Annotated in this window: 21 protein-coding genes and 1 tRNA gene; 14 read left to right on the top strand and 8 right to left on the bottom strand. The window is 70.9% G+C overall.

Going from position 1 to position 21,357, the window contains the following annotated elements; translation table 11 throughout:
- Positions 1–23: 23 nt before the first annotated feature.
- A complete protein-coding gene (locus ACZ7PG_RS34940; RefSeq protein WP_470243418.1) occupies positions 24–383 on the top strand; it encodes an ArsR/SmtB family transcription factor in 360 nt (119 codons plus the stop codon).
- A 54-nt stretch (positions 384–437) separates the two neighbouring features.
- Here ACZ7PG_RS34940 and ACZ7PG_RS34935 read toward each other — a convergent pair whose 3' ends face one another.
- Together ACZ7PG_RS34935 and ACZ7PG_RS34930 are read right to left on the bottom strand one after the other, a co-directional pair.
- On the bottom strand, positions 438–1,241 hold the full coding sequence (locus ACZ7PG_RS34935) for a MerR family transcriptional regulator (protein ID WP_470243417.1): 804 nt from the start codon (positions 1,239–1,241) through the stop codon (positions 438–440).
- A gap of 7 nt (positions 1,242–1,248) precedes the next feature.
- Entirely contained in the window at positions 1,249–2,508 is a 1,260-nt protein-coding gene (locus ACZ7PG_RS34930; protein WP_470243416.1) for an amidase family protein, read from the bottom strand.
- Positions 2,509–2,609: 101 nt separating this feature from the next.
- Here ACZ7PG_RS34930 and ACZ7PG_RS34925 point away from each other — a divergent pair, with 101 nt between their 5' ends.
- The 3 genes from ACZ7PG_RS34925 (at position 2,610) to ACZ7PG_RS34915 (ending at position 3,951) form a co-directional block, all read left to right on the top strand.
- Positions 2,610–3,188, top strand: a complete 579-nt coding sequence (locus ACZ7PG_RS34925; RefSeq protein ID WP_470243415.1) for a TIGR03086 family metal-binding protein — start codon at positions 2,610–2,612, stop codon at positions 3,186–3,188.
- A gap of 84 nt (positions 3,189–3,272) precedes the next feature.
- Entirely contained in the window at positions 3,273–3,452 is a 180-nt protein-coding gene (locus ACZ7PG_RS34920) for a hypothetical protein (RefSeq protein WP_470243414.1), read from the top strand.
- Positions 3,453–3,504: 52 nt separating this feature from the next.
- Entirely contained in the window at positions 3,505–3,951 is a 447-nt protein-coding gene (locus tag ACZ7PG_RS34915) for a nitroreductase family deazaflavin-dependent oxidoreductase (protein WP_470243413.1), read from the top strand.
- Between the two features lie 386 nt (positions 3,952–4,337).
- On the opposite strand, the gene ACZ7PG_RS34910 is transcribed toward ACZ7PG_RS34915, so the two are convergent.
- The gene (locus ACZ7PG_RS34910) at positions 4,338–4,967 is read right to left on the bottom strand and encodes a maleylpyruvate isomerase family mycothiol-dependent enzyme (protein WP_470243412.1); all 630 of its coding nucleotides are present in this window, start codon (positions 4,965–4,967) and stop codon (positions 4,338–4,340) included.
- A gap of 103 nt (positions 4,968–5,070) precedes the next feature.
- Here ACZ7PG_RS34910 and ACZ7PG_RS34905 point away from each other — a divergent pair, with 103 nt between their 5' ends.
- Entirely contained in the window at positions 5,071–5,244 is a 174-nt protein-coding gene (locus ACZ7PG_RS34905) for a hypothetical protein (RefSeq protein WP_364621888.1), read from the top strand.
- Here the strand turns inward: ACZ7PG_RS34905 and ACZ7PG_RS34900 are convergent, their stop codons facing one another.
- The 3 genes from ACZ7PG_RS34900 to mdlC are packed head-to-tail and all read right to left on the bottom strand — an operon-like array spanning position 5,245 to position 9,462.
- Positions 5,245–6,450: an MFS transporter gene (locus ACZ7PG_RS34900; protein WP_470243411.1), complete on the bottom strand. Its 1,206-nt coding sequence runs from the start codon at positions 6,448–6,450 to the stop codon at positions 5,245–5,247.
- A gap of 7 nt (positions 6,451–6,457) precedes the next feature.
- Positions 6,458–7,885, bottom strand: coding sequence for a benzaldehyde dehydrogenase (locus ACZ7PG_RS34895; protein ID WP_470243410.1), 1,428 nt, complete (start codon positions 7,883–7,885; stop codon positions 6,458–6,460).
- Between the two features lie 2 nt (positions 7,886–7,887).
- On the bottom strand, positions 7,888–9,462 hold the full coding sequence (mdlC, locus tag ACZ7PG_RS34890) for a benzoylformate decarboxylase (protein WP_470243409.1): 1,575 nt from the start codon (positions 9,460–9,462) through the stop codon (positions 7,888–7,890).
- A gap of 97 nt (positions 9,463–9,559) precedes the next feature.
- Between mdlC and ACZ7PG_RS34885 the strand changes: the two genes are divergently transcribed.
- From ACZ7PG_RS34885 to ACZ7PG_RS34875, 3 genes are all read left to right on the top strand, one after another.
- The gene (locus tag ACZ7PG_RS34885) at positions 9,560–10,453 is read left to right on the top strand and encodes a LysR family transcriptional regulator (protein ID WP_470243408.1); all 894 of its coding nucleotides are present in this window, start codon (positions 9,560–9,562) and stop codon (positions 10,451–10,453) included.
- A 92-nt stretch (positions 10,454–10,545) separates the two neighbouring features.
- Positions 10,546–10,665, top strand: coding sequence for a tryptorubin family RiPP precursor (locus ACZ7PG_RS34880; RefSeq protein ID WP_470243407.1), 120 nt, complete (start codon positions 10,546–10,548; stop codon positions 10,663–10,665).
- A gap of 61 nt (positions 10,666–10,726) precedes the next feature.
- Positions 10,727–11,779, top strand: coding sequence for a cytochrome P450 (locus tag ACZ7PG_RS34875; protein ID WP_470243406.1), 1,053 nt, complete (start codon positions 10,727–10,729; stop codon positions 11,777–11,779).
- On the opposite strand, the gene ACZ7PG_RS34870 is transcribed toward ACZ7PG_RS34875, so the two are convergent.
- Complete coding sequence (locus tag ACZ7PG_RS34870) at positions 11,751–12,524, bottom strand: cellulose-binding domain-containing protein (RefSeq protein ID WP_470243405.1); 774 nt, start codon at positions 12,522–12,524, stop codon at positions 11,751–11,753. The genes ACZ7PG_RS34875 and ACZ7PG_RS34870 overlap by 29 nt on opposite strands.
- A gap of 155 nt (positions 12,525–12,679) precedes the next feature.
- On the opposite strand from ACZ7PG_RS34870, the gene ACZ7PG_RS34865 reads away from it, so the two are divergent.
- The 3 genes from ACZ7PG_RS34865 (at position 12,680) to ACZ7PG_RS34855 (ending at position 15,488) form a co-directional block, all read left to right on the top strand.
- The gene (locus tag ACZ7PG_RS34865) at positions 12,680–13,618 is read left to right on the top strand and encodes an NmrA/HSCARG family protein (protein ID WP_470243404.1); all 939 of its coding nucleotides are present in this window, start codon (positions 12,680–12,682) and stop codon (positions 13,616–13,618) included.
- Between the two features lie 36 nt (positions 13,619–13,654).
- The gene (locus tag ACZ7PG_RS34860) at positions 13,655–15,439 is read left to right on the top strand and encodes an AfsR/SARP family transcriptional regulator (protein WP_470243403.1); all 1,785 of its coding nucleotides are present in this window, start codon (positions 13,655–13,657) and stop codon (positions 15,437–15,439) included.
- Positions 15,405–15,488: transfer RNA gene (locus tag ACZ7PG_RS34855), tRNA-Leu, on the top strand. The genes ACZ7PG_RS34860 and ACZ7PG_RS34855 overlap by 35 nt, the downstream gene beginning before the upstream one ends.
- Here ACZ7PG_RS34855 and ACZ7PG_RS34850 read toward each other — a convergent pair.
- Positions 15,453–17,123, bottom strand: a complete 1,671-nt coding sequence (locus ACZ7PG_RS34850) for a recombinase family protein (RefSeq protein WP_470243402.1) — start codon at positions 17,121–17,123, stop codon at positions 15,453–15,455. The genes ACZ7PG_RS34855 and ACZ7PG_RS34850 overlap by 36 nt on opposite strands.
- Positions 17,124–17,785: 662 nt before the next feature.
- Between ACZ7PG_RS34850 and ACZ7PG_RS34845 the strand changes: the two genes are divergently transcribed.
- The 3 genes from ACZ7PG_RS34845 to ACZ7PG_RS34835 all read left to right on the top strand — a co-directional run bounded on the left by ACZ7PG_RS34845 (position 17,786) and on the right by ACZ7PG_RS34835 (position 21,315).
- Entirely contained in the window at positions 17,786–18,631 is an 846-nt protein-coding gene (locus ACZ7PG_RS34845) for a DUF6338 family protein (RefSeq protein ID WP_470243401.1), read from the top strand.
- Between the two features lie 187 nt (positions 18,632–18,818).
- Positions 18,819–19,979 (top strand): AlbA family DNA-binding domain-containing protein, encoded by a 1,161-nt coding sequence (locus tag ACZ7PG_RS34840; RefSeq protein WP_470243400.1) that lies wholly within the window; start codon positions 18,819–18,821, stop codon positions 19,977–19,979.
- Positions 19,980–20,712: 733 nt separating this feature from the next.
- The gene (locus tag ACZ7PG_RS34835; RefSeq protein ID WP_470243399.1) at positions 20,713–21,315 is read left to right on the top strand and encodes a hypothetical protein; all 603 of its coding nucleotides are present in this window, start codon (positions 20,713–20,715) and stop codon (positions 21,313–21,315) included.
- The last annotated feature ends 42 nt before the right edge of the window (positions 21,316–21,357 follow it).

Here is a 21,357-nt window from a genome sequence, read left to right as displayed (position 1 = left end):
ACGCAAGTAGTAAGGTTCAAGCCATGCACGCGTCGCTGCCGGAGTTCGACATGCCCACCGACGAGCAGGTCCACCTGGCCGCGGAGTCGTTCCGCCTCCTGGCCGACCCGACCCGCATCAAGGTCCTGTGGGCGCTCCTGCAGGGAGAGTCCTCGGTGGCCTGCCTGGCCGAACTGGCGGGCGCGGCCCCGACGGCGGTCAGCCAGCACCTGGCGAAGCTGAGGCTGGCGGGCCTGGTGAAGGGCCGCCGCGAGGGAACGTTCGTGTACTACTCGGCAGCGGACGACCACGTGCGCGGCCTGCTGGCCCAGGCCCTGCACCACGCGGACCACCTGGACCGAGACCTCCCCTCGGAGCACGCCCACCGGCCCTACCCGAGGTGACCGGGTCCAAACCGATCGCTGGCAGCGAAGGGGGTTCCGACGGCAGAGCAAACCTCAGCCGATCGGTTCCTGCAGTTCCGTCACCCAGCCCGTCGGATCCTCCGGGCAGTCCAGGTACAGCTCCCGCTGCGCCCCGGCCGAGGCGAACCCGTGGCCGTCGATCCAGCGGACCACCGCCTGCCAGCTCGGCAGCACCCCGTCGATCGGGCCGCGGTGGACCAGCGTCGCCGCGCGGACCGGGGCCAGGTCCGCGACCGCCAGTCCGTTGAGGTCGCCCGGGCCGATCGACGCCGGGAGCGCCGCGTGCACCACGACCTCGTCCTCCGCGCGCTGCTCGTAGTAGCACGTCAGCCGCCCGGTCGGGGTGACGTCCGCGAGACCGAGACGGCGGCCCAGCTCCGCGCACAGCGGGCGCACCACCGGGCCGATCGCCTCGGGCGCGAACCCCGCCGCCACGCCCGTCAGCTCGACCACCCGCAGCGCCGGCAGCTCCTTGACCACGACGTCCGGTGCGTGCCCCTCTTCCTCGATCGTCCGCAGCCGCGCCTCGACCTGCGTGAGCCGCGCCGCGCCTTCGGCCAGCGCGGCTTCCAGCTCCGCACGCCGCAGCGTCAGCATGCCGCGCACCTGCTCCGCCGAGACGTCGTCGGCCAGCAGCGTCGCCACCTGCTCGAGGGTGAACCCGAGGTCCTTCAGCGCGACGATCCGGTTGAGCCGCGCCAGCTGGCCCGCCGTGTAGCTGCGGTAGCCGGTCGCGGGGTCGACGCGCGCCGGCCGCAGCAGCCCGAGCGCGTCGTAGTGGCGCAGCATCCGGACCGACACCCGGCCGTGGCGGGCGAAGTCGCCGATCGAGAACACGCCCCGATCATTCCGCAGGCGGGACGAACCCGCCGAGGACGTCCGCGGCGAGCTCGGCGAACGTGATCGCGGTGTCGTCCTCGTGCGCCGGCCCGACGACCTGCAGCCCGACCGGCAGCGCGCCTCCCACCGGCGCGCTCACCGCCGGCAGCCCGGGCAGCGACGCCTGCGCGACCCAGAACACCTGGTCGTCGTAGCGGTGCCGGTCGTCGTGCCGCATTGCCGTCGTGAAGACGGTCGGGCAGAGGAAGACGTCGACGTTCGCGAAGGACCGGGCCCACGCCGCTCCCAGCGCCGTCCGCTGCCGCTCCTGCTCGTCCGCGCCGTCCGGTTCGCGGCCTTCCTGCGCGGCGAAGAACCACTCGACCTGGAAACCGAACGCCTCCGCCTGGACGACCGGGTCGACGCCGTCCGGCCAGCCTTCGACGACCTGAACGCCGGCGCGGGCGAGCGCGTCGACGGCGTCCGACAGGGCCCGGCCGACCTCGTCGGTCACCGGGCAGGCCGGGTCGTCGAGGACGACGCCGACGCGGAAGTCCGTCAGCTTCGAACGCCGCGACGGCGTTCCCGGCTCGCCGGTGACGCTCAGCGCGAGCCGCAGGTCGGCGGCCGACCGGGCCAGCGGACCGACCGCCGACGGGAACTCCCGGACGAGCTCGGCCGGCGGCCCGGGCGGCTGGAAACCCCGCAGCGGCACGGTTCCCGGGGTCGGCTTGAGGCCGTAGACGCCGCAGTGCGCCGCCGGGATCCGGATCGACCCGGCCAGGTCGGAGCCGTACTCCAAAAAGGACAGTCCGGCCGCGAGTGCGGCTGCCGCGCCACCGCTCGACCCGCCCGGAGTCCGCGCGCGGTCCCTCGGATTCAGCGTCCGCCCGAAGATCGGGTTCGCCGTCTGCCCGAAGTCGGCGAGCAGGTGGTGGACGTTCGACTTGCCGACGACGATCGCGCCCGCCGCCTGCAGCCGCTCGACGACTTCGGCGTCCTCGTCCGCCACGGCGTCGGCGAACGCCGGCTCGCCCCAGGTCGTGGCCAGCCCGGTGACGGCGAAGGCGTCCTTGACCGTCATCGGGACGCCGTGCAGCGGGCCGCCGGTCGTCGCGTCGGCTTTCGAGGCCGCGGTCAAGGCGAACTCGCGGCGGGTGGCGACGACGGCGTTGACGTCGGAGGCGTCTATGCGCGCGAAGAGCCCTTCGGTCAGCTCGCGGGCCGACAGCGTGCCCCGGCGGAGGTCGGCGGCCACCTCGGTGGCGGTGCGGAAGAACGTCATGGGTCCGGGATAACGGCTGACACGGTGTCAGGGTCAACTGTCCAGTTCGGCCGCGCCCGTTCGTCCTCAATGAGGAGGAACCACCTCGACGAAGGAGCGAAATGGACACGATGGACTTGTACCGGCGCGCCCAGGACGGGTTCGAAGCGGTGCTGGCCGCGGTGCGCGCCGACCGGTGGGACGCGCCGTCGGCGTGCGCGGAGTGGTCGGTGCGGGACGTCGCCGGGCACGTGATCTGGGGCCAGCACCAGCTGCGGGCCTGGGCGACCGGCGAGGACTACGCCGAGACCGGGGGCGCGCCGGGAGCGCCGCACCCCGCCGCGCTGGCCGGGGCGGATCCCGTCGGGACGTGGCGGGCCGCCCGGGTCGGCACGCTGACCGAAGCGGAGCTGAGCCGTCTGGTCGCGGTGCCCGGGCTCGGCGAGATCCCGGTCGCGGGCCTCGTCACGCTGCTGACCACCGACCTCCTCACGCACAGCTGGGACATCGGCTCGGCGACCGGTCAGGACGTGCGCCTGGCGCCGGAGCTGGTGACGGTGGCGTTCGGGTGGGCGCGGGCGAACATCGTGCGCCGGCCGGGGTTCTTCGGCCCGGAGCTGGTCCCGCCCGGCGGCGTCGACGAGCAGACGCGGATGCTGGCGTTCCTCGGCCGCCGGGCGTGGGCGCCGGTGCCGGCGTAGGGGTTTTCGGTTCGCGTCGCGGTGGTAACCATCGGTGATCGCCGTCCGAGTCGCGGACGGCGCAGCGTGGCGGAGGGAAGACCGATGCCGACCACAGTTCGCCTGACCGCACCCCCGGCGCCGCCCGAGGCACCCCCGCCGGATCCCGTCGTGCCGGACCCGGCGCTGCCCGGCCCGGGTCCGGACCGGCCGGCCCCGGAGCCCGGCACGCCGGTCCCGGACCCGCTGCCGCCGGAGACGGAACCCGGTCCGGAACGACACTAAGTACGAGTCACAGATGATATGAGTTTCATATGATCTCGTGTACGGTCGTGGCATGACAACAGCGCAGAACTACCGGCGGATGGTCAACGCCGGGAACAAGATCGTCGTCGGGCTCCAGCGGCTGGGCGTCGCGTTCGGGCCGATGCAGCTGCTCACCGTCCCGGGGCGGCGCACGGGGGTGCCGCGCACGTTCCCGATCGCGGTCATCCCGATCGACGGCGACCGCTACATCTTCCAGGCCTACCCGAAGGCGGCCTGGGTCGCGAACGCCCGTGCGGCGGCCGAGGTGACGCTCACCCGCGGCCGCCGCACGTCACCGGCCCGCCTGACGGAGGTCCCGGTCGAGGAGCGGCGCCCGCTCCTGCGCGAGCTGGTGGCGAACAGCCCGGCCAGCGTCGGAAAGCGGCTGGTGATCACGGGTTTGGCGGACGCGCCGACCCCGGAGGCGGCGGCCGCGGCGGCGGAGCGCATCGCGGTGTTCCGCGTCGAACCGGCCTGAGCCGGCGGGCAAGCCCGAGCCGGCCTCTGGTCGAGGATCCACGTGGCCGGCGCCGGTGGGACCCACAGGCGGGTCGGCCGGCGGCTGCTCGTCGACGACCCCGCCGGGGTGGCGTTCGGCGTCGGCCTCGCCGGGGGTGGCGTTCGCCGTCCACCGCGACGGCGGCCGGGTCCGGTCAGCTGCCGTGAGCCGGCGGTGCGCTCAAGCCGTGCGGCACCGAGTCGAAAGCCGGTCGAGTCCGGCGCCGGTGGGCTGCTCGCCGTCGGCCCGGCCGGCGGCTGCTCCCGACAACCCCGCCGGGGTGGCGTTCGCCGTCGGCCCCGCCGGAGTGGCGTCCACCGCGACGGCGGCCGAGCCAGGTCAGCCACCGCCAGCGGGCAGCACGCTCAAGCCGTCCGGCACCGGGCCGAGAGCCGCTCGAGCCCGGCGCCGGACAGCCGTTCCAGCGCCGCCTCCCGGCCGGTCATCGCCATCACCAGGGCGAGCATCGGACCGGACACCTCCGGCCCGCTCCCGGCCGACCACTCGGCGTCGCTCGCCCGCAGCGTGAGCCCGGCGACCCGGTTCTTCGCGCCGATCAGCAGGTTCGACCGGCGGTAGAACTCGGCGACCCGGGTCAGCGTCGCGGCCGGGAACGCGCGGTCGAGCCCGAGCGGCCACCGGATGTCCGTGCCGTGCACCACGACCTCGCCGAGCCACGAGTCGGCCGGCCCCGGCGGCCCGGTGCTGTCGTCCGCGTGCGCGCGCAGCCGGGCGAGGGTCGCCGAGGGGCCGTCCGCGGTCTCGCGGGCGATGTTCTTCGTCGTCATCGCCGCGAACCGGAACCCGGAGCCGGCCAGCCGGGCGAAGAACGTGACCGGGGTCAGCGGCGCGGTCGAGACGAGGTGGCCGAGTACGTCGTGGACTGTCCACTCGTCACACAGCGAGCGCGTCGACCAGGCATCGACGTCCGCGAGGTCATCGGCCAGCGCGGCGCGCTCCCGGTGGATCTCGGGCCAGGGACCGGCGTCCGGCATCGGGCCTCCTCGGGCCGTCCGGGATCGGCGATCCCGGTGCCCGCACGTCGTCCGGGACGCCCGGGGCGTTACACGCCGGACGGCAGCGGGTACCACCCCGGGCATGGACGACAAGATCCCCGACCGCACCGAAACCCGCGCCGAGCTGCTCCCGGAAGAGCAGGCCGCCGACAGCGCCGACCCCGAAGCCCAGGCCCGCGAGGTGCTGAAGGACTCCGACCGCCGCACCGAGAACCCCGAGCCCACCATGCGCCGCCGACCCGAGGAAACGGCCTGATTACACCATCGCCGGCGCACGCGCCTCGCTGCGCAGCATCAGCACCGCGACCAGCCCGAACGCGGCCACGACGGCGAAGAAGTAGAACCCCCACGGGTACGCGACCCCGGCGGTGACCAGCGCGCCGGTCACGAACGGCCCGAGGATCGACCCGAGCCGCCCGACCGCCGACGTCAGGCCGAGCGCTGTCCCGCGGGCCTGCGCCGGGAACGCCTGGGCCACGTACCCGTAGATCAGCACCTGAGCGGAGAACACGAACACGCCGGTCAGCAGCACGACCGCGTTGAGCACGAACGCGTTCCCGATGCGCAGGCTCAGCGCCGCGAGCAGCACCGCGCCCGCGCCGAACCAGATCCGGGCGATCGGGCGGATGCCGAACCGGTCGGCGATCGTGCCGGCCAGCACCAGCCCGAGCACCGCGCCGATGTTGAGCACCAGCAGCAGCGTGATCGACGTCGAGATCGGGTAGCCCGCGGTGCGCATCAGCTGCGGCAGCCACGTGTTGAGCCCGTAAACCAGCAGCAGCCCCATGAACGAACCCGTCCACACGGCGATGCTGATCCGCCGGAACCGCGCGCCGAGCAGGTCGCGCAGGCCGACGCGCTCGGCCGCCGCGTCCTCGCGGGACGCGAGGTAGGCGGCCGACTCCGGCAGCTTCCACCACATCAGCGGCACGGCCAGCAGGCCGACGATCCCGCCGCCGTAGAACAGCAGGTGCCAGTCGTCCTTCGCGGACAGCGCGAGGATCGACGTCAGCACCGCGCCGACGTGGTAGCCGGTCATGGTGAACGTGCTCGCGCTGGCCCGCCGGCGCGCCGACAGGTTCTCCGTCATGACGGTCAGCGCCACCGGCATGCACGCGCCGAGGCCGAGCCCGGCCACGAACCGGAAGATCCCGAACGTCGCGACGTTCGGCGCCAGCGGCGTCAGCAGGGTGAACAGCGAGAACAGCAGCACCGAGCCGATGAGCATGCCGCGGCGGCCGAAGCGGTCGGTGAGCGGGCCGAGGCCGGCCGCGCCGACCGCCACGCCGATGAGCGACACGGTGGCGACCGCGGTCGCGCCGGCCGCGGTGAAGCCGAGGTGGCCGCTCTTCAGCAGGGTCGGGATGGTGGCGCCCAGCGCGACCAGGTCGTAGCCCTCGAGCAGGACGGTCAGCCAGCAGAGGACCGCCGTCCACACGGGACGGGAAGACGTCGTTGTCATGGTTTCCTCAGAACGGGTAGCCCGCGATGTCGGCGCGGACGGTCAGCCATTGGGTCTCGGTGAAGGCCTCGATGTTGGCCTGGGCGCCGCCGAAGCGGGAGCCGTTGCCGGAGTCGCCGACGCCGCCGAACGGCGCGGTGGGCTCGTCGCCGACGGTCTGTTCGTTGATGTGCACCTTGCCCGAGCGGACTTCGTCGGCCAGCGTCATCGCGGTGCCGACGTCGCCGAGGATGCCGACCGACAGGCCGTACGCGGAGTCGTTGACGATCCGCGCGGCCTCGTCGAGGTCGCGGTAGGCGCGCACCGGCGCGACCGGGCCGAAGATCTCCTCGCGCCACGCGGGGTTCTCATCGGACAGTCCGAAGAGGACGGTCGGCGGGTAGTACGGCGCGTCGGGCTTGCCGCCGGCCAGCACGCGCGCGCCCGCCGCGACACCGCGGTCGACGACGTCGGTGACGTGCGCGAGCTGCCGGTCGTCGATGATCGGGCCGAGCGCGACGGCGCCGGTGGCGGGGTTGCCGACCGGCAGCCGCCGGGCCTTTTCCGCCAGCACCTCGACGTAGTCGTCCACTTGGGACTCGTGCACGAGGTGGCGGCCGGTCGTCATGCAGATCTGGCCCTGGTGCAGGAACGAGCCGAACGCGCCGGCGGACGCGGCCTTGGCGACGTCGGCACCCGGCAGCACGACGAGCGCGTTGTTGCCGCCCAGCTCCAGGTGCACGCGCTTGAGCGCCCGCGCGGCGGCCTCGCCGACCTTCCGCCCGGCGGCGGTCGAGCCGGTGAACGACACGACGGACACCTCGGGCGCGTCGACCACGGCGGCGCCGACGGCGGCGTCGCCGGGCAGCAGGTGCAGCAGTCCTTCGGGCAGCCCGGCCTCCTCGAAGACGCGCACGATGCTCACCCCGCCGGACACCGCGGTGCGCAGGTCCGGCTTGAGCAGGACGGCGTTGCCGAGCGCGAGCGCGGGCGCGACCGAGCGGATCGCCAGGATCAGCGGGAAGTTGAACGGCGAGATCACCGAAACCACCCCGGCCGGGACGCGGCGGGCCAGCGACCAGCGCGGTTCGCCGGTGCTCAGCACCTCACCGCGCGGGTGGGTGGGCAGGGCCGCGGCCTCGAAGCAGATCCCGGCCGCCATCTCCGTCTCGATCCCGGCCTTGGGCCGCGTCGAACCGGTTTCGCGGACGATCCAGTCCTGCACCTCGGCGGCGTGGGTCTCCCACAGCTCACCGGCGCGGCGCAGCACCGCGGCGCGCTCGGCGGGCTTGCGCTTGGCCCAGTCGCGCTGGGCCTTCGCCGCCGCGGTGGCGGCCGCGGCGACGTCGTCCGGCGTCGCGATGCCCACCCGGCCCAGGGTCTCCCCGGTGGCCGGTTCGACGACCGGGTGGGTTCCGCCGGTACCGCGGACGAAGTCTTCGTCGAGCAACGTCATGATCACTCCGGGGAGGTCGGTTCGGTGTCGACCTGGATCAGCCGGGGGCCGTCCGGGGGCGACTTGAGCTGGTTGTGCAGGTCGTCTTCGTCGATGACGGTCGTGGCGGGAACGCCGTAGCCGGCGGCGATCGCGGCGAAGTCGAGGCCGGGGATCTCGGTGCCGGGCACGTCCGGCGTGCCGAGCACCTCGCCGAACCACTTCAGGGCGCCGTAGACGCCGTTGCGCAGGATCACGAACGTGACCGGGACGCGGTAGCGCGCCGCGGTCCACAGCGCCGTGATGCCGTAGTTCGCCGAGCCGTCGCCGATGACGCCGACGACCGGGCGGTCCGGGCTGCCCATGGCGACGCCGACCGCGGCGGGCAGGCCGAACCCGAGGCCGCCGGCGGCGGGGAAGAAGTACGAGCCGGCGCGGCGCAGGTCCATCTGCCGCCACCAGGCCGAGTTCGTCGAGGTCGATTCGACGACGTAGCGGGTGTCGGCCGCTTGGGTTTCGCGCAGCGCGGCGAAGACCTGCTCCGGGTGCAGCGCCCGCTCGCCCGTCCGGGGCGCCGGGTTCGCGACATGGCTCCCGGTCGACGTCCGGGCGGGCACCTTGGCCAGCAGCGCCTCGATCACCGGTGCGGGGTCGGCGACCAGCGCCTCGCCCATCGGCGCGCGGGCGGCGGCGCCGACGTCGTCGGTCACCTGGATCAGCCGCGTGCCTTCCGGCAGATACGCGCCGGGCACGTGCTGGTGGTAGCGGAAGACGGGCGCGCCGAGGACGAGCACGAGGTCGTGCCCGGTCAGCGCGTCCGAGATCGGGGCGATGCCGGCCGGCAGCACGCCGCGGAAGAGCCGGTGCCGGTTGGGGAAGGGCAGCCGGTGCGGCGACGGCGCCACCCAGGTCGGCAAGCCGAGGTGCTCGGCGAGCGCGACGGCCCGGTCGAACAGGCCGGTGGCGTCGAGGTCACCGCCCAGGACGAGCGCGGGGCTCTTCGCCGCGGCGACGGTCGCGACGAGGTCGTCGAGCTGGCTCCCGCTCGGGGAGAGTCCTCTTTGGACACTTCGGTCCAGCGTCACGGCGGCGTTCGCGCCCAGTTCGGCGGCCCAGTCGTCGTAGGGCACCGAAAGGTAGCTCGGGCGCCGGTGCAGCTCGGCCTCGAACACGGCCTGCGCGAGCGAGCGCGGGACGTCCTCGGCGCAGCTCGGCTCGCCGGACCAGCCGACCAGGGGGCGCATCAGCTGCGTGGCGTCGACGTTGGCGAGCATCGCCTCCAGGCCGATGGCCGAGCGCACCTGCTGGCCGGCGGTGAGCACCAGGGGCGAGCGCGAGTAGACGGCGTTGGTCAGCGCGCCCATCGCGTTGCCCGAGCCGGCGGCGGCGTGCAGGTTGACCAGCACCGGGCGGCCGGTGGCCTGGGCGTAGCCGTCGGCCATCCCGACGACGGCGCCTTCGTGCAGGCCGAGGACGTAGGTGAAGTCGTCCGGCAGCTCGGCGAGGAACGGCAGCTCGTTGGAGCCGGGGTTGCCGAAGATCGTGGTCAGGCCGCGGCGGTGCAGGAACTCGTGGGCGAGCCGGCGGGCGGTGGGCATGCGCGGGTCCTCCTCGGACGGGGTTGGCCCAGACCCTAGGGAGGTCGCCGGGCCGTGTTCAAATAGATGTTGGCCGGGTCGTTCATAGACAGGATCGATGATGCGGGATTTCGACCTCAACCTGGTGCGGACGTTCGTGCTGCTGTACGAGACTCGCAGTGTCACCGCGACGGCGGAATCCCTGCACGTCACCCAGCCGACGATCAGCTACAGCCTGCAGAAGCTGCGGCGCCGGTTCTCCGACGAGCTGTTCCGCCGCACCGGCGGCGGCCTGGTCCCCACGACGACCGCCCGCGCGCTCTACGAACCGCTGCACAGCGCGCTGTCCGGCATCGAAACGGCGGTCAGCGGCGCGTGGTCGTTCGACCCCGCGACCGCCCGCGCGGCGTTCACGCTCTGCCTGTCCGACCTGGGGGAGATCTCGCTGCTGCCGCGCCTGATGGCGGCGCTGCCCGCTCGCGCGCCCGGGGTGACGCTGACGGTCCGCCCGCTCGACGTCGAGGGTGCCGCCGACCAGCTCGGCCGCGGCGAGATCGACGCCTTCATCGCGTCGCCGCTGATCAGCTCCCAGCGCGTGGCCCGCGTCCCGCTGTTCTCCGAGGGCTACCTGGGGATGGTGTCCCGCGACCACCCGCGCCTGGGTCCGTCGGTCGGGTTCGCCGAGCTGGCGGCGGAGCGGCACGTGACGGTGTTCGGCCCGACCGGCCACGACGGCCCCCGCCGGGCGCTGGAGGCGTGCGGGCTGCTCGACCGGGTGGTCCTGGAGGTGACGCGGTTCGCGGCGCTGCCGTACCTGGTCCAGGACGGCGAGCTGGTGGCGATGGTGCCGCGCCTGGTGGCGGAGATGTTCGCGGCCGAGCACCGGGTCCGGCTGTTCGAGCTGCCCCTCGAGGTCGAGCCGGCGCAGGTGTCGGTGTACACGCGCCACACGCACGCCCGCAGCCCGGCGCAGCACTGGCTTGTGACATTCATGCGTGAAGTGCTCAGTTGATTTAACACGCATTTTTCATGGCGCCCAATTCACGCCGAAAGATCTGGGCCGATCGTGTAGTGCTTCGTGCTAAACCGATCCCGTCCTCCCTATTGTCGATCACGATCCTGACACCCGAGCTAGGGAGGAATCCGGTGAAGCTCGTCCGCCTGGTCAAGAAAGCGCTTCCCAAGAAGAGCCTGAAGGCCTACGCCTGGTACGGCTGGATCTGATCGCCGCGGCCGGTCCCGGACCTCCGGGACCGGCCCGTTCCCCCTCCGAGGAGTGTCGAACGTGGTCATCGCCCCCGCCCACCGCGAGGTCGTCTTCGCGCCCCGCCTGGCAGCGCTGCTGCGCGACCACCGCGACGACGGGCTCTTCCGGCTCGAACCGGACACCGTCGGCATCGCGGACCCGGAGCTGATGGACGCGGTGCTGCGCGCCCGCCCGGCCGGCGCCGAGGAACGGCCGACGTTCAAGCCGGTGCTGGGCCGCGAGGTCACGCGCGCCGAGTCCGCGAGCCTGATGCAGGGCCTGGCCGCGGACGTGCGGGCGGCGCTGAAGCGTCCCGCCGACCGTCCCGATCTCACCGGCGCGTGGCCCGCCGTGCCGCACGACCACCTGCGCCGGTTCGTCTTCGGGCCGGAGACCCGCCGGTTCCGCGTGCTCGTCGACCGCCGCCTGGAGCTGACGCCGAAGCTGACGTGGTCGGCCGTCACCGCCGGCGCCGCGCTGGTCCGCCCGCCGGCTCCGGACGTCGAGCTGTCCGCCCTGGCGCGGCAGGTCCTGGCCGCGGAAACCCTGACGGAGCGGCGCTTCCGGATGTACCTCTACCGCCGGGTCGCCGCGCCGATCTGCTTCACCGTCGCCGCGCTGGTGACCAACGCCGTCTGGCTGGGCGCGCCGTTCGACGACGACGTCCCCAACGAGTACGTCATCAACGAAGCGCTGCGGCTCCTGCCGCCGTCGTGGAACATCCTGCGCGTCCGCTCGCCGGAGTTCGCCCGGGTCGACGACCGCATCACCCCCGGCGACGACATCCTGCTGCTGCCGCTGCTGAGCCACCGCTCACCGAAGCTCTGGGAGGCGCCGGACGAGTTCCGGCCGCGGCGCTGGGCCGAGCTCGACGCCGACCACCACCCGGGTTACCTGCCGTTCGGGCACGTCGGCGAGCGCTGCTGGGGCCGGCACCTGGTGCTGCCGCTGGCGAGCCGCCTGCTCGACGTCGTCCGCGCCGAAGGCCTGGTGCCCGACCCGCGGCGCACCCGCGCGCACGTCGAGCTCGACGGCCTGCTGGAGCTGGCCGACGTGAAGATCGTCAGCCCGCGTCGCAGCGGGCGCCATTGAGCGTGAACGCCGTGGGCTGGGGGTTACCGCTCGCGAAGGCGCCGTTCAAGCCGGTGCTCACGGTCGCGCCCGGCGCGAGGGTGGCGTTGTAGGACTCGGCGTTCACCGTGACGCGGCTGCCGCTCTGGCCGTACTTGCCGTCCCAGCCGTGGGTGACCCGCTGACCGGCGGTGAACGTCCAGGACAGCGTCCACGGCGAGAGCGTCTCGCTGCCCTTGTTGGTGATGGCGACGCCCGCGGTGAAGCCGTCGTTCCACTGATCGGTCACGGAGAAGCGCACGACGCACGTCGCGGTCTGGACGGGCGGCGCCTGGGACCGCGATGAAGGCGGGGCCGAGGTCGAGGACGCGGTCTGCCGCAGCACGGTCGGGATCGGCGTGGGACTCGGCTTCGCCAGGATCGTCGAACGCGGGGTCGTCGCCGGCGCGAGCGAGTCCGGCGCGAGCGCGGCTTGCCGCCCGGGGGAGCTGTCGGAGGTGACGGCGATGACCACGAGGCTGCCGAGCACCACGACGGCGCCGCCGACCGCGGACACCCACCGCAGCCGCCGGCCGGCCCGCTGCTGGTCAGCGGCCGCTTCCCGCGCTCGCTGCTCGAGGCGTTCGCGGTAGCCGTCGCCGGTGTCCTCTTCACGGGCGGGGGTGCTCTCGGGCGGCCCGCCGAGCGACCGCGGCGTCGCCCCGGTCTCGCGGAGCAGCTCGGCGACCGAGATCTCGTCGTCCCGCCGCCGATCGGCGCGCGCCATCCGGATCCTCCAGTTTCTGCGGCCCGACCGGCGAATCCTAGGAATCCGCGGCGGTCTTGTAAACCGCGTGCACGCGGCGTGCAGCAGCCGTGCACATCGCCGCGCTTACCTGGACCGGTGGCCGGAACGCCCGGCCCGACCCCAGGAGGTTCCCGATGTCCGAGAAGAAGCTCATCGCCGTCGTCGGCGCGACCGGCCAGCAGGGCGGCGGGCTGGCCCGCGCGATCCTCGACGACCCGGAGCAGCGGTTCGCCCTGCGCGCCCTCACCCGCAACCCCGACTCAGCGGCCGCCCGGGAACTGGCCGAGCGCGGCGCCGAAGTCGTCACCGCGGACCTCGACGATGAAGCAAGCCTCACGAAGGCGCTCGAAGGCGCGTACGGCGCGTACCTGGTCACGGCGTTCTGGGAGTACAACTCCGTCGAACGCGAGCAGCAGCAGGCCCGCGCGATGGCGGCGGCGGCTTCGGTCGCGGGCCTGAAGCACGTGATCTGGTCGACGCTGCCGGACACGCGCCTGCACCTGCGCGACGACCGCGTCCCGACGCTCCACGAGCGCTACAAGGTCCCGCACTTCGACAGCAAGGCCGAGGCGGAGGCGTTCTTCGTCGAGGCGGGCGTGCCGACGACGTTCCTCTCGACGACGTTCTACTTCGAGGCCTTCGTCGACTTCTTCCGCCCGGTCCGCGACGACGGCGTCCTCGCGCTGCACCTGCCCATGGGCGACGCGCGCCTGCCGGGCATCGCGGCGGAGGACATCGGGCGGACCGCGTTCGGCGTCTTCGCGCAGGGCCCGTCGGCGGCGGGGGAGCGGATCAGCATCTCCGGCGAGAACCTGACCGGCGAGGAGTACGCGGCGGCGTTCGCCAAGGAGCTCGGGACGGACGTCGCGTACCGGCCGATGAGCGTCGAGGCGCTGCGGACGTCGGGCTTCCCCGGCGCCGACGACCTCTCGAACATGTTCTTCTACTACGCGGAGCACGAAGACGTGTTCGCCGGCGCGCGCGATCCGGAGGCGGTGCGGCGGCTGAACCCGCGGCTGCAGGACTTCGCCACCTGGCTCGCCTCCCACCGGGACGCCTTCCAGGGGCTGTGACGGAATAGGTGTCCGCGGCCACCGGTTGCGCTCTGCGTGACCGATGCGATGCGGTTCGAAGTCCTGGGGCCGATCCGCGCGTGGCGCGGCGACACCGAGATCGAGCTGGGCCCGCCCCAGCAGCGGGCGGCGCTGGCGGTGCTGCTCCTGCAGGAGGGCACGCCGCTGTCGCCGTCCCAGCTGGTCTCGGCGTTGTGGGGCGGCGCCGAGCCCCGGGCGGCGATCGGCATGGTGCGCTCGTACGTGTCGCGCCTGCGGCACGCGGGCGTGCCGATCGAGTCCGCCGCCGGCGGCTATGCGATCCGGGCGGAGTCCCTGGACGTGACGGAGTTCCAGCGCCTGCTGTCCTCCGGCCACCCGCGCGCGGCTCTGCGCTGGTGGCACGGAACCCCGCTGGCCGGAGTGAACGGCGACTACGCGGAGGCGGCGCGCGTCCGCCTGCTGCAGCTGCGTTCGACGGCCCGGGAGGACCTGGCGGCAGCGGACATCGCGGCCGGCCGGCACGTCGAAGCGGCGGCGGCGTTGACGGACCTGATCGCCGAGCAGCCGTTGCGCGAGCGGCCCCGCGAGCTGCAGATGCTGGCGCTGTACCGCTCGGGTCGCCAAGCCGAGGCCCTGGACGTCTACGCCCGGACGCAGCGCCTCCTCGAGTCCGAACTGGGCCTCGATCCCGGCCCCGAGCTGCAGGAGATGCAGCGCCGGATCCTGGCGGCGGACCCCTCGCTGGCACCGATGACGCGCCCCTCACAGCTGCCCCCGGACCTCCCGGAGTTCGTCGGCAGGGCAGCGGAGACGACGGCGCTGTCCCAGGCGCTGACTTCGCGGTTCGCGGTCCCGGTGATCGGCATCGAGGGTTTGGTGGCGATCGGCAAGACGACGCTGGCGGTCCACTTGGGCCACACCCTGACCCCCGACTTCCCGGACGGCCGCCTGTTCCTGGACATGGCGGCATCGGCGGACCCGTTGTCGGAGTTGCTGCACGGCATCGGCAGCACGAACCTCCCGACGTCACCCAGCGAGCGCGCGGCGCTGTGGCGAACCCGCACAACGGGCCGACGGGTGCTGGTGATCTTGGACAACGCCGGCCCCGCCGACGACATCCGCCCCCTGCTCCCGGGCACGGGAGGTCCGGCAGTGCTGATCACGGCGCGTCAGCGTTCGTACGACCTGCCTCACGCACAATGGACGAAACTGGGCGGCCTGGATCTCCCGGATTCCCTGGCATTGCTGTCGCACTTGGTGGGCCGGGACCGAGTGAGCCGCGAGCTCCCGGAGTCCCGAAGGCTGGCAGCAGGCACGGCGGGCCTACCCCAGGTGCTCCAGGCGATAGGGACGCGCCTGGCAGCCCGCCCGGGTTGGACGATGGCAGAGGCACTGAAGCGAGTGGGTCCCCCGACACCGGGCTCGCCGACAAGGCCCCCGGAGTGCGAGGCGATAGAGAAGCCGTACGAGTCGGCACTGGCGGAGCTGACGCCGTGGCAGATCCGGGCATTCGAGCGGCTGTCGGCATTCCCGACGTTCTCGACGGCGACGGCGACCGAGGTCCTGGACCTCGGGCAGTCGGACACGGCAAACCTGCTGGAGTCCCTGATGGACGTGCACTTGCTGGAGTCCCCGGGCCCGGAGCGCTACAGCTACCAGGAGCCGGTCCGCAGGTACGCCCGAGGCCGGGCTGAATCGATGCAGGAAGTCGCAAGCCACCGGATGATGCCAGAGGGTCACAGAGGGTCGATCCAGACCCCCCTGAAGAAGGGTGCGGGGGAGCCGTATACTCTTTCTTCAGCAGGTCCGAGTGGCGGAATGGCAGACGCGCTAGCTTGAGGTGCTAGTGCCCTTAACGGGCGTGGGGGTTCAAGTCCCCCCTCGGACACTTCCCATAACCCCAACTGTGCGCATCGAGACTAGTCTCGATGCGCACTAGTCGTTTTCCGGGGTGGTAGGTCGCGTGTAGCTGGAGCTGCCGGTAGACCTCCGCTTTGCGGTCGGCGTCGGCTGCGGCCAGCACGTTCCGGATGTCGCCCAGCCGCTCGATCAGTTCGGCGATCTGGTCCTTGGTCAGCCGTTGGGGCAGGGGGCGTGCGACGAGGCATGCTTTGGCCTCCGCGCGCCGGGCTTGCGTTTCGGTGATCCAGGCGGTGACCAGCTTGACGTCGGCTCCGGCTTCGAGGGCTGCGCGGTGGCGTCCGAGCGCTCGGTCGCATTCCTCGACCGCCTTGGCGGCAGCTACTGCGCCGGGATCGACATCGAGTTCGGGCTGGGCCTCGTAGAGGTCCTGAATGGTCTCAGTGAGGCGATGGGGTGCGAAGCAGGTGGTGAGCCAGGTGTCGAGCGGTCCGATCAGATCCCGCTCGGCGAGGTAGACGTTGCGGGGGTGCTCGGTCTTATTGGCCAGCCCGTACTCGTTGGGATAGCGGCAGCGGTAGAAGAGCTGGTCACGGCTCTTCTGGCCCTGCATACGACGGCCGCAGATGCCGCATTGCAGCAAGCCGCGCAGGACGTAGCGGTGCTGGGTGCGGGTCCGTTCCCTCGTCTTGCGGCCGGCGCCCTTGGCGGCGGCGATCTCCTGCGCGCGTTGGAAGGTCTCAACGTCGATGATCGGTTCGTGGACGATCTGTTCGGAGAAGATCCACTTGTCGCGGTCGTTCCAGCGCATCTTGGTTTCGTGGCCGAGTCCGACGTCTTCGACGTCGATGAGGACTTCGTCTTTGCGCTGCTTGTTCCAGACCTGGCGGCCGGTGTAGCGGGGGTTGGTCAGGATGACGCCGACGGCGCCTTTGGCCCAGGCGACGCCGGTGCGATGCCGGTTGCGGGCCGGGTCGTTGCTCGAGGGGGAGAGGATGCCGTCGCGGGTGAGTGCCTCGGCGATGGCGAACTTCCCGCGGCCGGCGATGTACTCGGCGTAGATGCGCTGCACGACCGGTGCGGTGGCGGCGTCGGGTTCGAGGCGATGCAACCGTTTGCCTTCAGCGGCTTTGGCCGGGTTGGGGTGAGGTCCGGCGTCGGCGAGTTGGTAGCCGTAGGGTGGTCGGCCGCCGAGGAAGCGTCCTTCGACGGAGGCTTGGGCGGCCATGGCGGCCCTGACGCGGATCTTGATCCGGTTGCGTTCGCCCTTGCTCATCCCGCCGAACACGGACATGACGAGATCGTGGGCTTCGGACTCCGGCTCGATCGCGCCACCGACCTCTGGCACCCACAGCCCGACGCCGTAGTGGACGAGCACGGGGAAGGTCAGCCCGTACTGATTGCCGTAGAACGCGCGCTGCGGCTCGCCGATCACGACGGCATCAAAGCCACGGTCGGGGTCGCGCATCGCCGCGAGCAACCTGATCGCCTCGGGTCGGCGCTTCCAGGGGATCGAGCGGGACTGCCCGATGTCGAAGAACTCGGCGACGATCTCGCCGTGCTTGTCGACCAGCGCCTTGGCCCGGGCCAACTGCCAGTTCCGGGAGGCCTCGGGATCTTGCTGGTCTTCGGTGGAGACCCGGCCGTAGAACGCGAACCGCATGGTCAGGCCGCCTTGTCCGCGTCGAGCAGCAGCCGCAACAGAGCGCCCGCAGCCCCGTGCGACAACTGCGGAGGGGATGTCGGCAGCAGCACCGTCGGCGCGACGTCCCGCCGACGATCAGGTCGAGGCCGACTACCAACGGCGTCCTGGCGCGTCGGCGGTCGTGAACCCCGGGGTGCTGCGCTTGGACGCGGAGTGGTGTTCGGAGGAAGCGTCATGTTCGCCCCAGGAGCTTGGTCGGTGTGCACGGATCGTCCACGACACCGTCGTAGCGGCCAGAGCGGAAGTACCCAGCCAGGTCGACTTCGCCGGTGCGCGTCTCGACGACCAACTCCGCTCGTGAAGCAGCGAGGAGACACGACGACACCAGGTTGTAAAGGGCGGCCGCTCGGACACGGTTGCGTCGGCATGCCCAGGCTTCGTCCAGTCGTAACGTCAGCGACTCGACGAGCGACCGTTCCGACATGACGAATCAATCGAGCGGGCAGCCGGAGAACTACTTGACGGCCACGCAGAACTTGGATGAGACCCTCAACAAAGGGGTCACGATCGATCCCGGTGCCCCAGTCGTCTTTTCACCGACAATCCCCGATCCGACAACGCCCCCGCAGTCGACGCCCCCGGCCACGGAGCCGATCCCAGACGTGGGCGCCGAGTAGCAGGTGGTACCGACGAGCGCAGGCGGCCTGGTCGGGCTCCTGCTGATACTGGCGCCAGGGATCTGGTACGAACTCATCCGACTACGCTCGCGCCCAGGACGGGGGGATTCAACCTTCGTCGAGGCGTCGCGGATCTTGTTGGCCGGTGTGCTCATCAGCCTTGCCGTCTTGGTCTTGCTCGGCCCTATTCGCGCGATCAACCCGCGGCTGCTGGCCGATCCTCAGGCGCTGCTCTCTCAACCGTCTTACGTTGCGTCACATCTCGAGACCGTCGTCTGGACGCTGGTCTGGTTTCTGGTCTTCGCGATGACGATCCCGGCGGTTTGGGTGTACAACACCCCGGGGAAGTCCGCGCACGCGGAGATTCGGCAGGAGAGTCTGTGGGTCTCGTACTTCGATCGGATTCCGAGGCGAGAGGCCGCGAGGAGAGGCCTGTCACCGCCCGAGTTCGTCTACGTACAAGTGAGAACCGATGGCGATGTTCTTTACCGTGGCCGACTCTCTGCCTACGACAATAGCCCCGCAGTCGACGACCGGGAACTGACGATCAGCGGCCCGAATCTGGTTACTAGACCGTCCGGTGAGCAATGGGAGTCACTGGACGCCGAACGGTGGAGCGCGGTGATCATCCGAGGCAACGAGATCAAAGACATCCGGGTCCTGTACTACTCGTCGCCGACACGAAGTCTTCTCGTTGGGACCCGGTCCCGTAGAGCTTCTATGAGCGAGCGACTCCGGACCACGCGGCTCGGTAGATTGGTGGCGGCGACTGAGGCACGCCGGTGGCTGCTGGTCACCTTCTGCTTCGAGCTGCTGGGCTCGTTCTTGCTGGCTGCGACGTACCCCTGAGAGTGGCTCAGCCCGAACAAGGCGTTCGTGGTCGACTCAGCGGACGGATGCGTGTCGGTCGGTGCAGTGAACGATCGTCCGCCTGATCCGTATCGGCGTTCGTGTTCGAAGCCGCACCTCGAAAATCTTCAGCGTGTCGTTGGTTGCCCTGCCGATGGCGGTAAGACTGTTCTGTTAGAACCTTTGTATGGATGTCGCTGCGCGGCCGACGCGCTACATGCAGATGAGCGCCGAGGCTGAGCAGATGCTCAAGCTTGGCGAGTCTGGACGACACGAGTTCAAGCGAGATGCCGAAGCCGTCTCGCCTAAGGTGCTGGCGACGCTGGCGAACTGGGTTGCCCTTGATCCTGCTCGCGAGGTCGCCCAACTCCTCGTCGGGGTCGACGAGGTCGAGGATGCTGAAACCGGATTGGTGTATGGCGTACCGTGCGGCTTGCCGAAGGGGCTTGATAAGGCGGTCGCGCGACTACAAGATCTGGCGAGCAAGACTCGGCCGATCCCGGTCGAGGTTTTCATCGTCGAGGAGGCGGTGGACGAGAATGCTCCGTTCCTTCGAATTGAAGTTCGGCCCACCATGCCGCCTCACTTCGATGACGAAGGGCGCCGTCAGACGCGACAAGGCCGCTCCACGCGCGCGCTCACCGATGACGAGTTGCTTCGAATTTACCTCGATCGGGAGGCGGGGAGCTTTGCGGCTAGGTTCCGTCACACTGCGTCGGAACTGCGGGATGCCGTAGGCGCTGTTGGGGAGCAGGTCGACGAAATCACGGATGCCATCGACCGCAATATCGCTCGCCCGTTGGAGGAACTCACCGAAACGGCGGGTATGGCCGCGACGGCCGCCAGCGCCGCGGAGAGCACTGCTTATACAGTTGAACAAGATTTATCCAATGTTGAACGCCTGGTCCGTGATCTTCAGGAAGTGGTTGACGAGCTCCAAGGCGACTCGTTGGAAGCGCTCGCTGCACGTGTCGCGCGGATCCGTATAAGAGTCTGGTGGGCCTTCACGGTCGATACCTGGCAACGTTCATCTGGTCGCGCTGAACGGCTTTTTTCGGATCTGCACGAGCTCCTTCAAGCGGGGATCCCTTTGGATAGTGTGCGAAATTCTTGGGAGCTAAAGGTTTGGGAAGAGACTCTTTCGGATAGAAAGGAGCAGCGCGGCGCCAGGGGAACATTGAAATGGTGGCATTCTGCTATTGTGGAGATTAAAGAATTCCTTGCGAATCCAGTCTATCGGGCGCCAGAACTCCCAGATTTGCGCGCGGAAATTCGCGGTGATCTAGACAAGGCTCTTGATGATCCGGATAGTTTGACGAATAAGTTCCGTGAAGCAATTAGGAATTGATTGCGGTAGAATTCTCCAAAGGGGCAAGTTGCGGAGTTCCATGTGCGGCTGACTCGCCGAGGGGGAACTGAGTGCAGCAAGTTGAGGTGAGGAACTGGACGGACGCCTCGTCGAAGGTTCGTTGCAGTGGCGTGAGCCTCGGTCGGCCTGGTAGCGCCCGCGGCGTTCCGGTGGCACTGATGGATGTAGTGGTGCCGTCGGCGGCAGTCTGCATGCAGGCGTGGTAGCCGTCTGGCTTGTACATATATGCCGAGTTCGAGTCCTTGCGCAGTCGCCCGCCGTCAGCCTTCGCGAGCATCGGCTTGATCCACTCGGGACGTTCAATGAGGGACGCTCAGCATGTCCAACCTCCGTTCGCGTCGAGACGCGACGGCCTCCCGATTGCTGGATGTGCTGTGTTTATGCTGGTCAACGCACTAACTACTGACAGCAAGTGCTCCCTTGAGCGCTCTGCGCATCAGCCACTCCATCGCAGGGTGACGTTCGGCCGCTCGGCTTGACAGGGCGGGTCTCCGTCTCGCAGTATCCGAACAAGTGTTCGATTAGTGTTCGGGTGCACTCGTGTCTTCCCCGCGGGTGTCTCCGGTGCGTGTTCGTGGTGCTGGAGGTGCGTGGTGGCGGTGCCGGAGGCAGTGGCCGGGCTCGCGGCGATTCCAGGTGTCCGCACGGCCGCCGAGCTGAAGCAGCCGAGCTCCGAGGCGCCGGCCGCGGCCGGCGCCTCGGAGCCGGATCGTTGCCGGTAACGCCCGCGCTCGCCGAGCTGCTGGCCGGCGGTGGGCTGCGGCGCGGCACGACGCTGTCAGTCTCGGGCTCGACCGCCCTGGTTCTGGCTCTGCTCGCCGAGGCGACGCAGCAGGGCTCGTGGGCGGCGATCGCCGGGATGCCGGAGCTCGGGGCCACCGCGGCCGCCGAGCTCGGTATCGACCTGGACCGGTTCGCGCTCGTACCCAACCCCGGGGCGGAGGTCGTCGCGGTCGTGTCGGCGTTGATCGACGGGTTCGACCTGGTCGTTCTGGGCCCGGGTGCCGTGCGAGGAGTTCAGCCGCAGCTGGCCCGCAGGCTGGCCGGGCGGGTTCGCAACCGGGGTGCGGTGCTGATCACCGCCGGCGCGTGGCCGGGAGTCGACCTTGAGCTGCACGTCTCGCGACGCAAGTGGCGTGGCCTGACCGACGACGGGTTCGGCCACCTGGAGTACCGCGACGTCGTCGTCACCAGCCGCGGCCGCGGCGCCGCAGCTCGTCCGCAGACCGTCGCCCTCCAGCTGCCTGGCCCGGGAGGTGCGGCCGCCGCGGGCCGTCCGCTCGCCCGGCGCGGCCTGACCGAGGCCGCCGGATGAGCCCTGCAGCCTGGTCAGGTGCTATCGGCCAGCGGCGCCTCG

This window comes from Amycolatopsis sp. NPDC114504, from assembly GCF_055633595.1.
The sequence above is the reverse complement of the archived record's forward strand: the minus strand, read 5'-3'. Positions and strand labels throughout refer to the sequence as shown.

Bases quoted from the DNA above. Each gene is read 5' to 3' on its own strand.
- ACZ7PG_RS34940 (WP_470243418.1), top strand. From the start codon at position 24: ATGCACGCGTCGCTGCCGGAGTTCGACATGCCCACCGACGAGCAGGTC.
- ACZ7PG_RS34930 (WP_470243416.1), bottom strand. From the start codon at position 2,508: ATGACGTTCTTCCGCACCGCCACCGAGGTGGCCGCCGACCTCCGCCGG.
- ACZ7PG_RS34925 (WP_470243415.1), top strand. From the start codon at position 2,610: ATGGACACGATGGACTTGTACCGGCGCGCCCAGGACGGGTTCGAAGCG.
- ACZ7PG_RS34920 (WP_470243414.1), top strand. From the start codon at position 3,273: ATGCCGACCACAGTTCGCCTGACCGCACCCCCGGCGCCGCCCGAGGCA.
- ACZ7PG_RS34915 (WP_470243413.1), top strand. From the start codon at position 3,505: ATGACAACAGCGCAGAACTACCGGCGGATGGTCAACGCCGGGAACAAG.
- ACZ7PG_RS34910 (WP_470243412.1), bottom strand. From the start codon at position 4,967: ATGCCGGACGCCGGTCCCTGGCCCGAGATCCACCGGGAGCGCGCCGCG.
- ACZ7PG_RS34905 (WP_364621888.1), top strand. From the start codon at position 5,071: ATGGACGACAAGATCCCCGACCGCACCGAAACCCGCGCCGAGCTGCTC.
- ACZ7PG_RS34900 (WP_470243411.1), bottom strand. From the start codon at position 6,450: ATGACAACGACGTCTTCCCGTCCCGTGTGGACGGCGGTCCTCTGCTGG.
- ACZ7PG_RS34895 (WP_470243410.1), bottom strand. From the start codon at position 7,885: ATGACGTTGCTCGACGAAGACTTCGTCCGCGGTACCGGCGGAACCCAC.
- mdlC (WP_470243409.1), bottom strand. From the start codon at position 9,462: ATGCCCACCGCCCGCCGGCTCGCCCACGAGTTCCTGCACCGCCGCGGC.
- ACZ7PG_RS34885 (WP_470243408.1), top strand. From the start codon at position 9,560: ATGATGCGGGATTTCGACCTCAACCTGGTGCGGACGTTCGTGCTGCTG.
- ACZ7PG_RS34870 (WP_470243405.1), bottom strand. From the start codon at position 12,524: ATGGCGCGCGCCGATCGGCGGCGGGACGACGAGATCTCGGTCGCCGAG.
- ACZ7PG_RS34865 (WP_470243404.1), top strand. From the start codon at position 12,680: ATGTCCGAGAAGAAGCTCATCGCCGTCGTCGGCGCGACCGGCCAGCAG.
- ACZ7PG_RS34850 (WP_470243402.1), bottom strand. From the start codon at position 17,123: ATGCGGTTCGCGTTCTACGGCCGGGTCTCCACCGAAGACCAGCAAGAT.
- ACZ7PG_RS34840 (WP_470243400.1), top strand. From the start codon at position 18,819: ATGGATGTCGCTGCGCGGCCGACGCGCTACATGCAGATGAGCGCCGAG.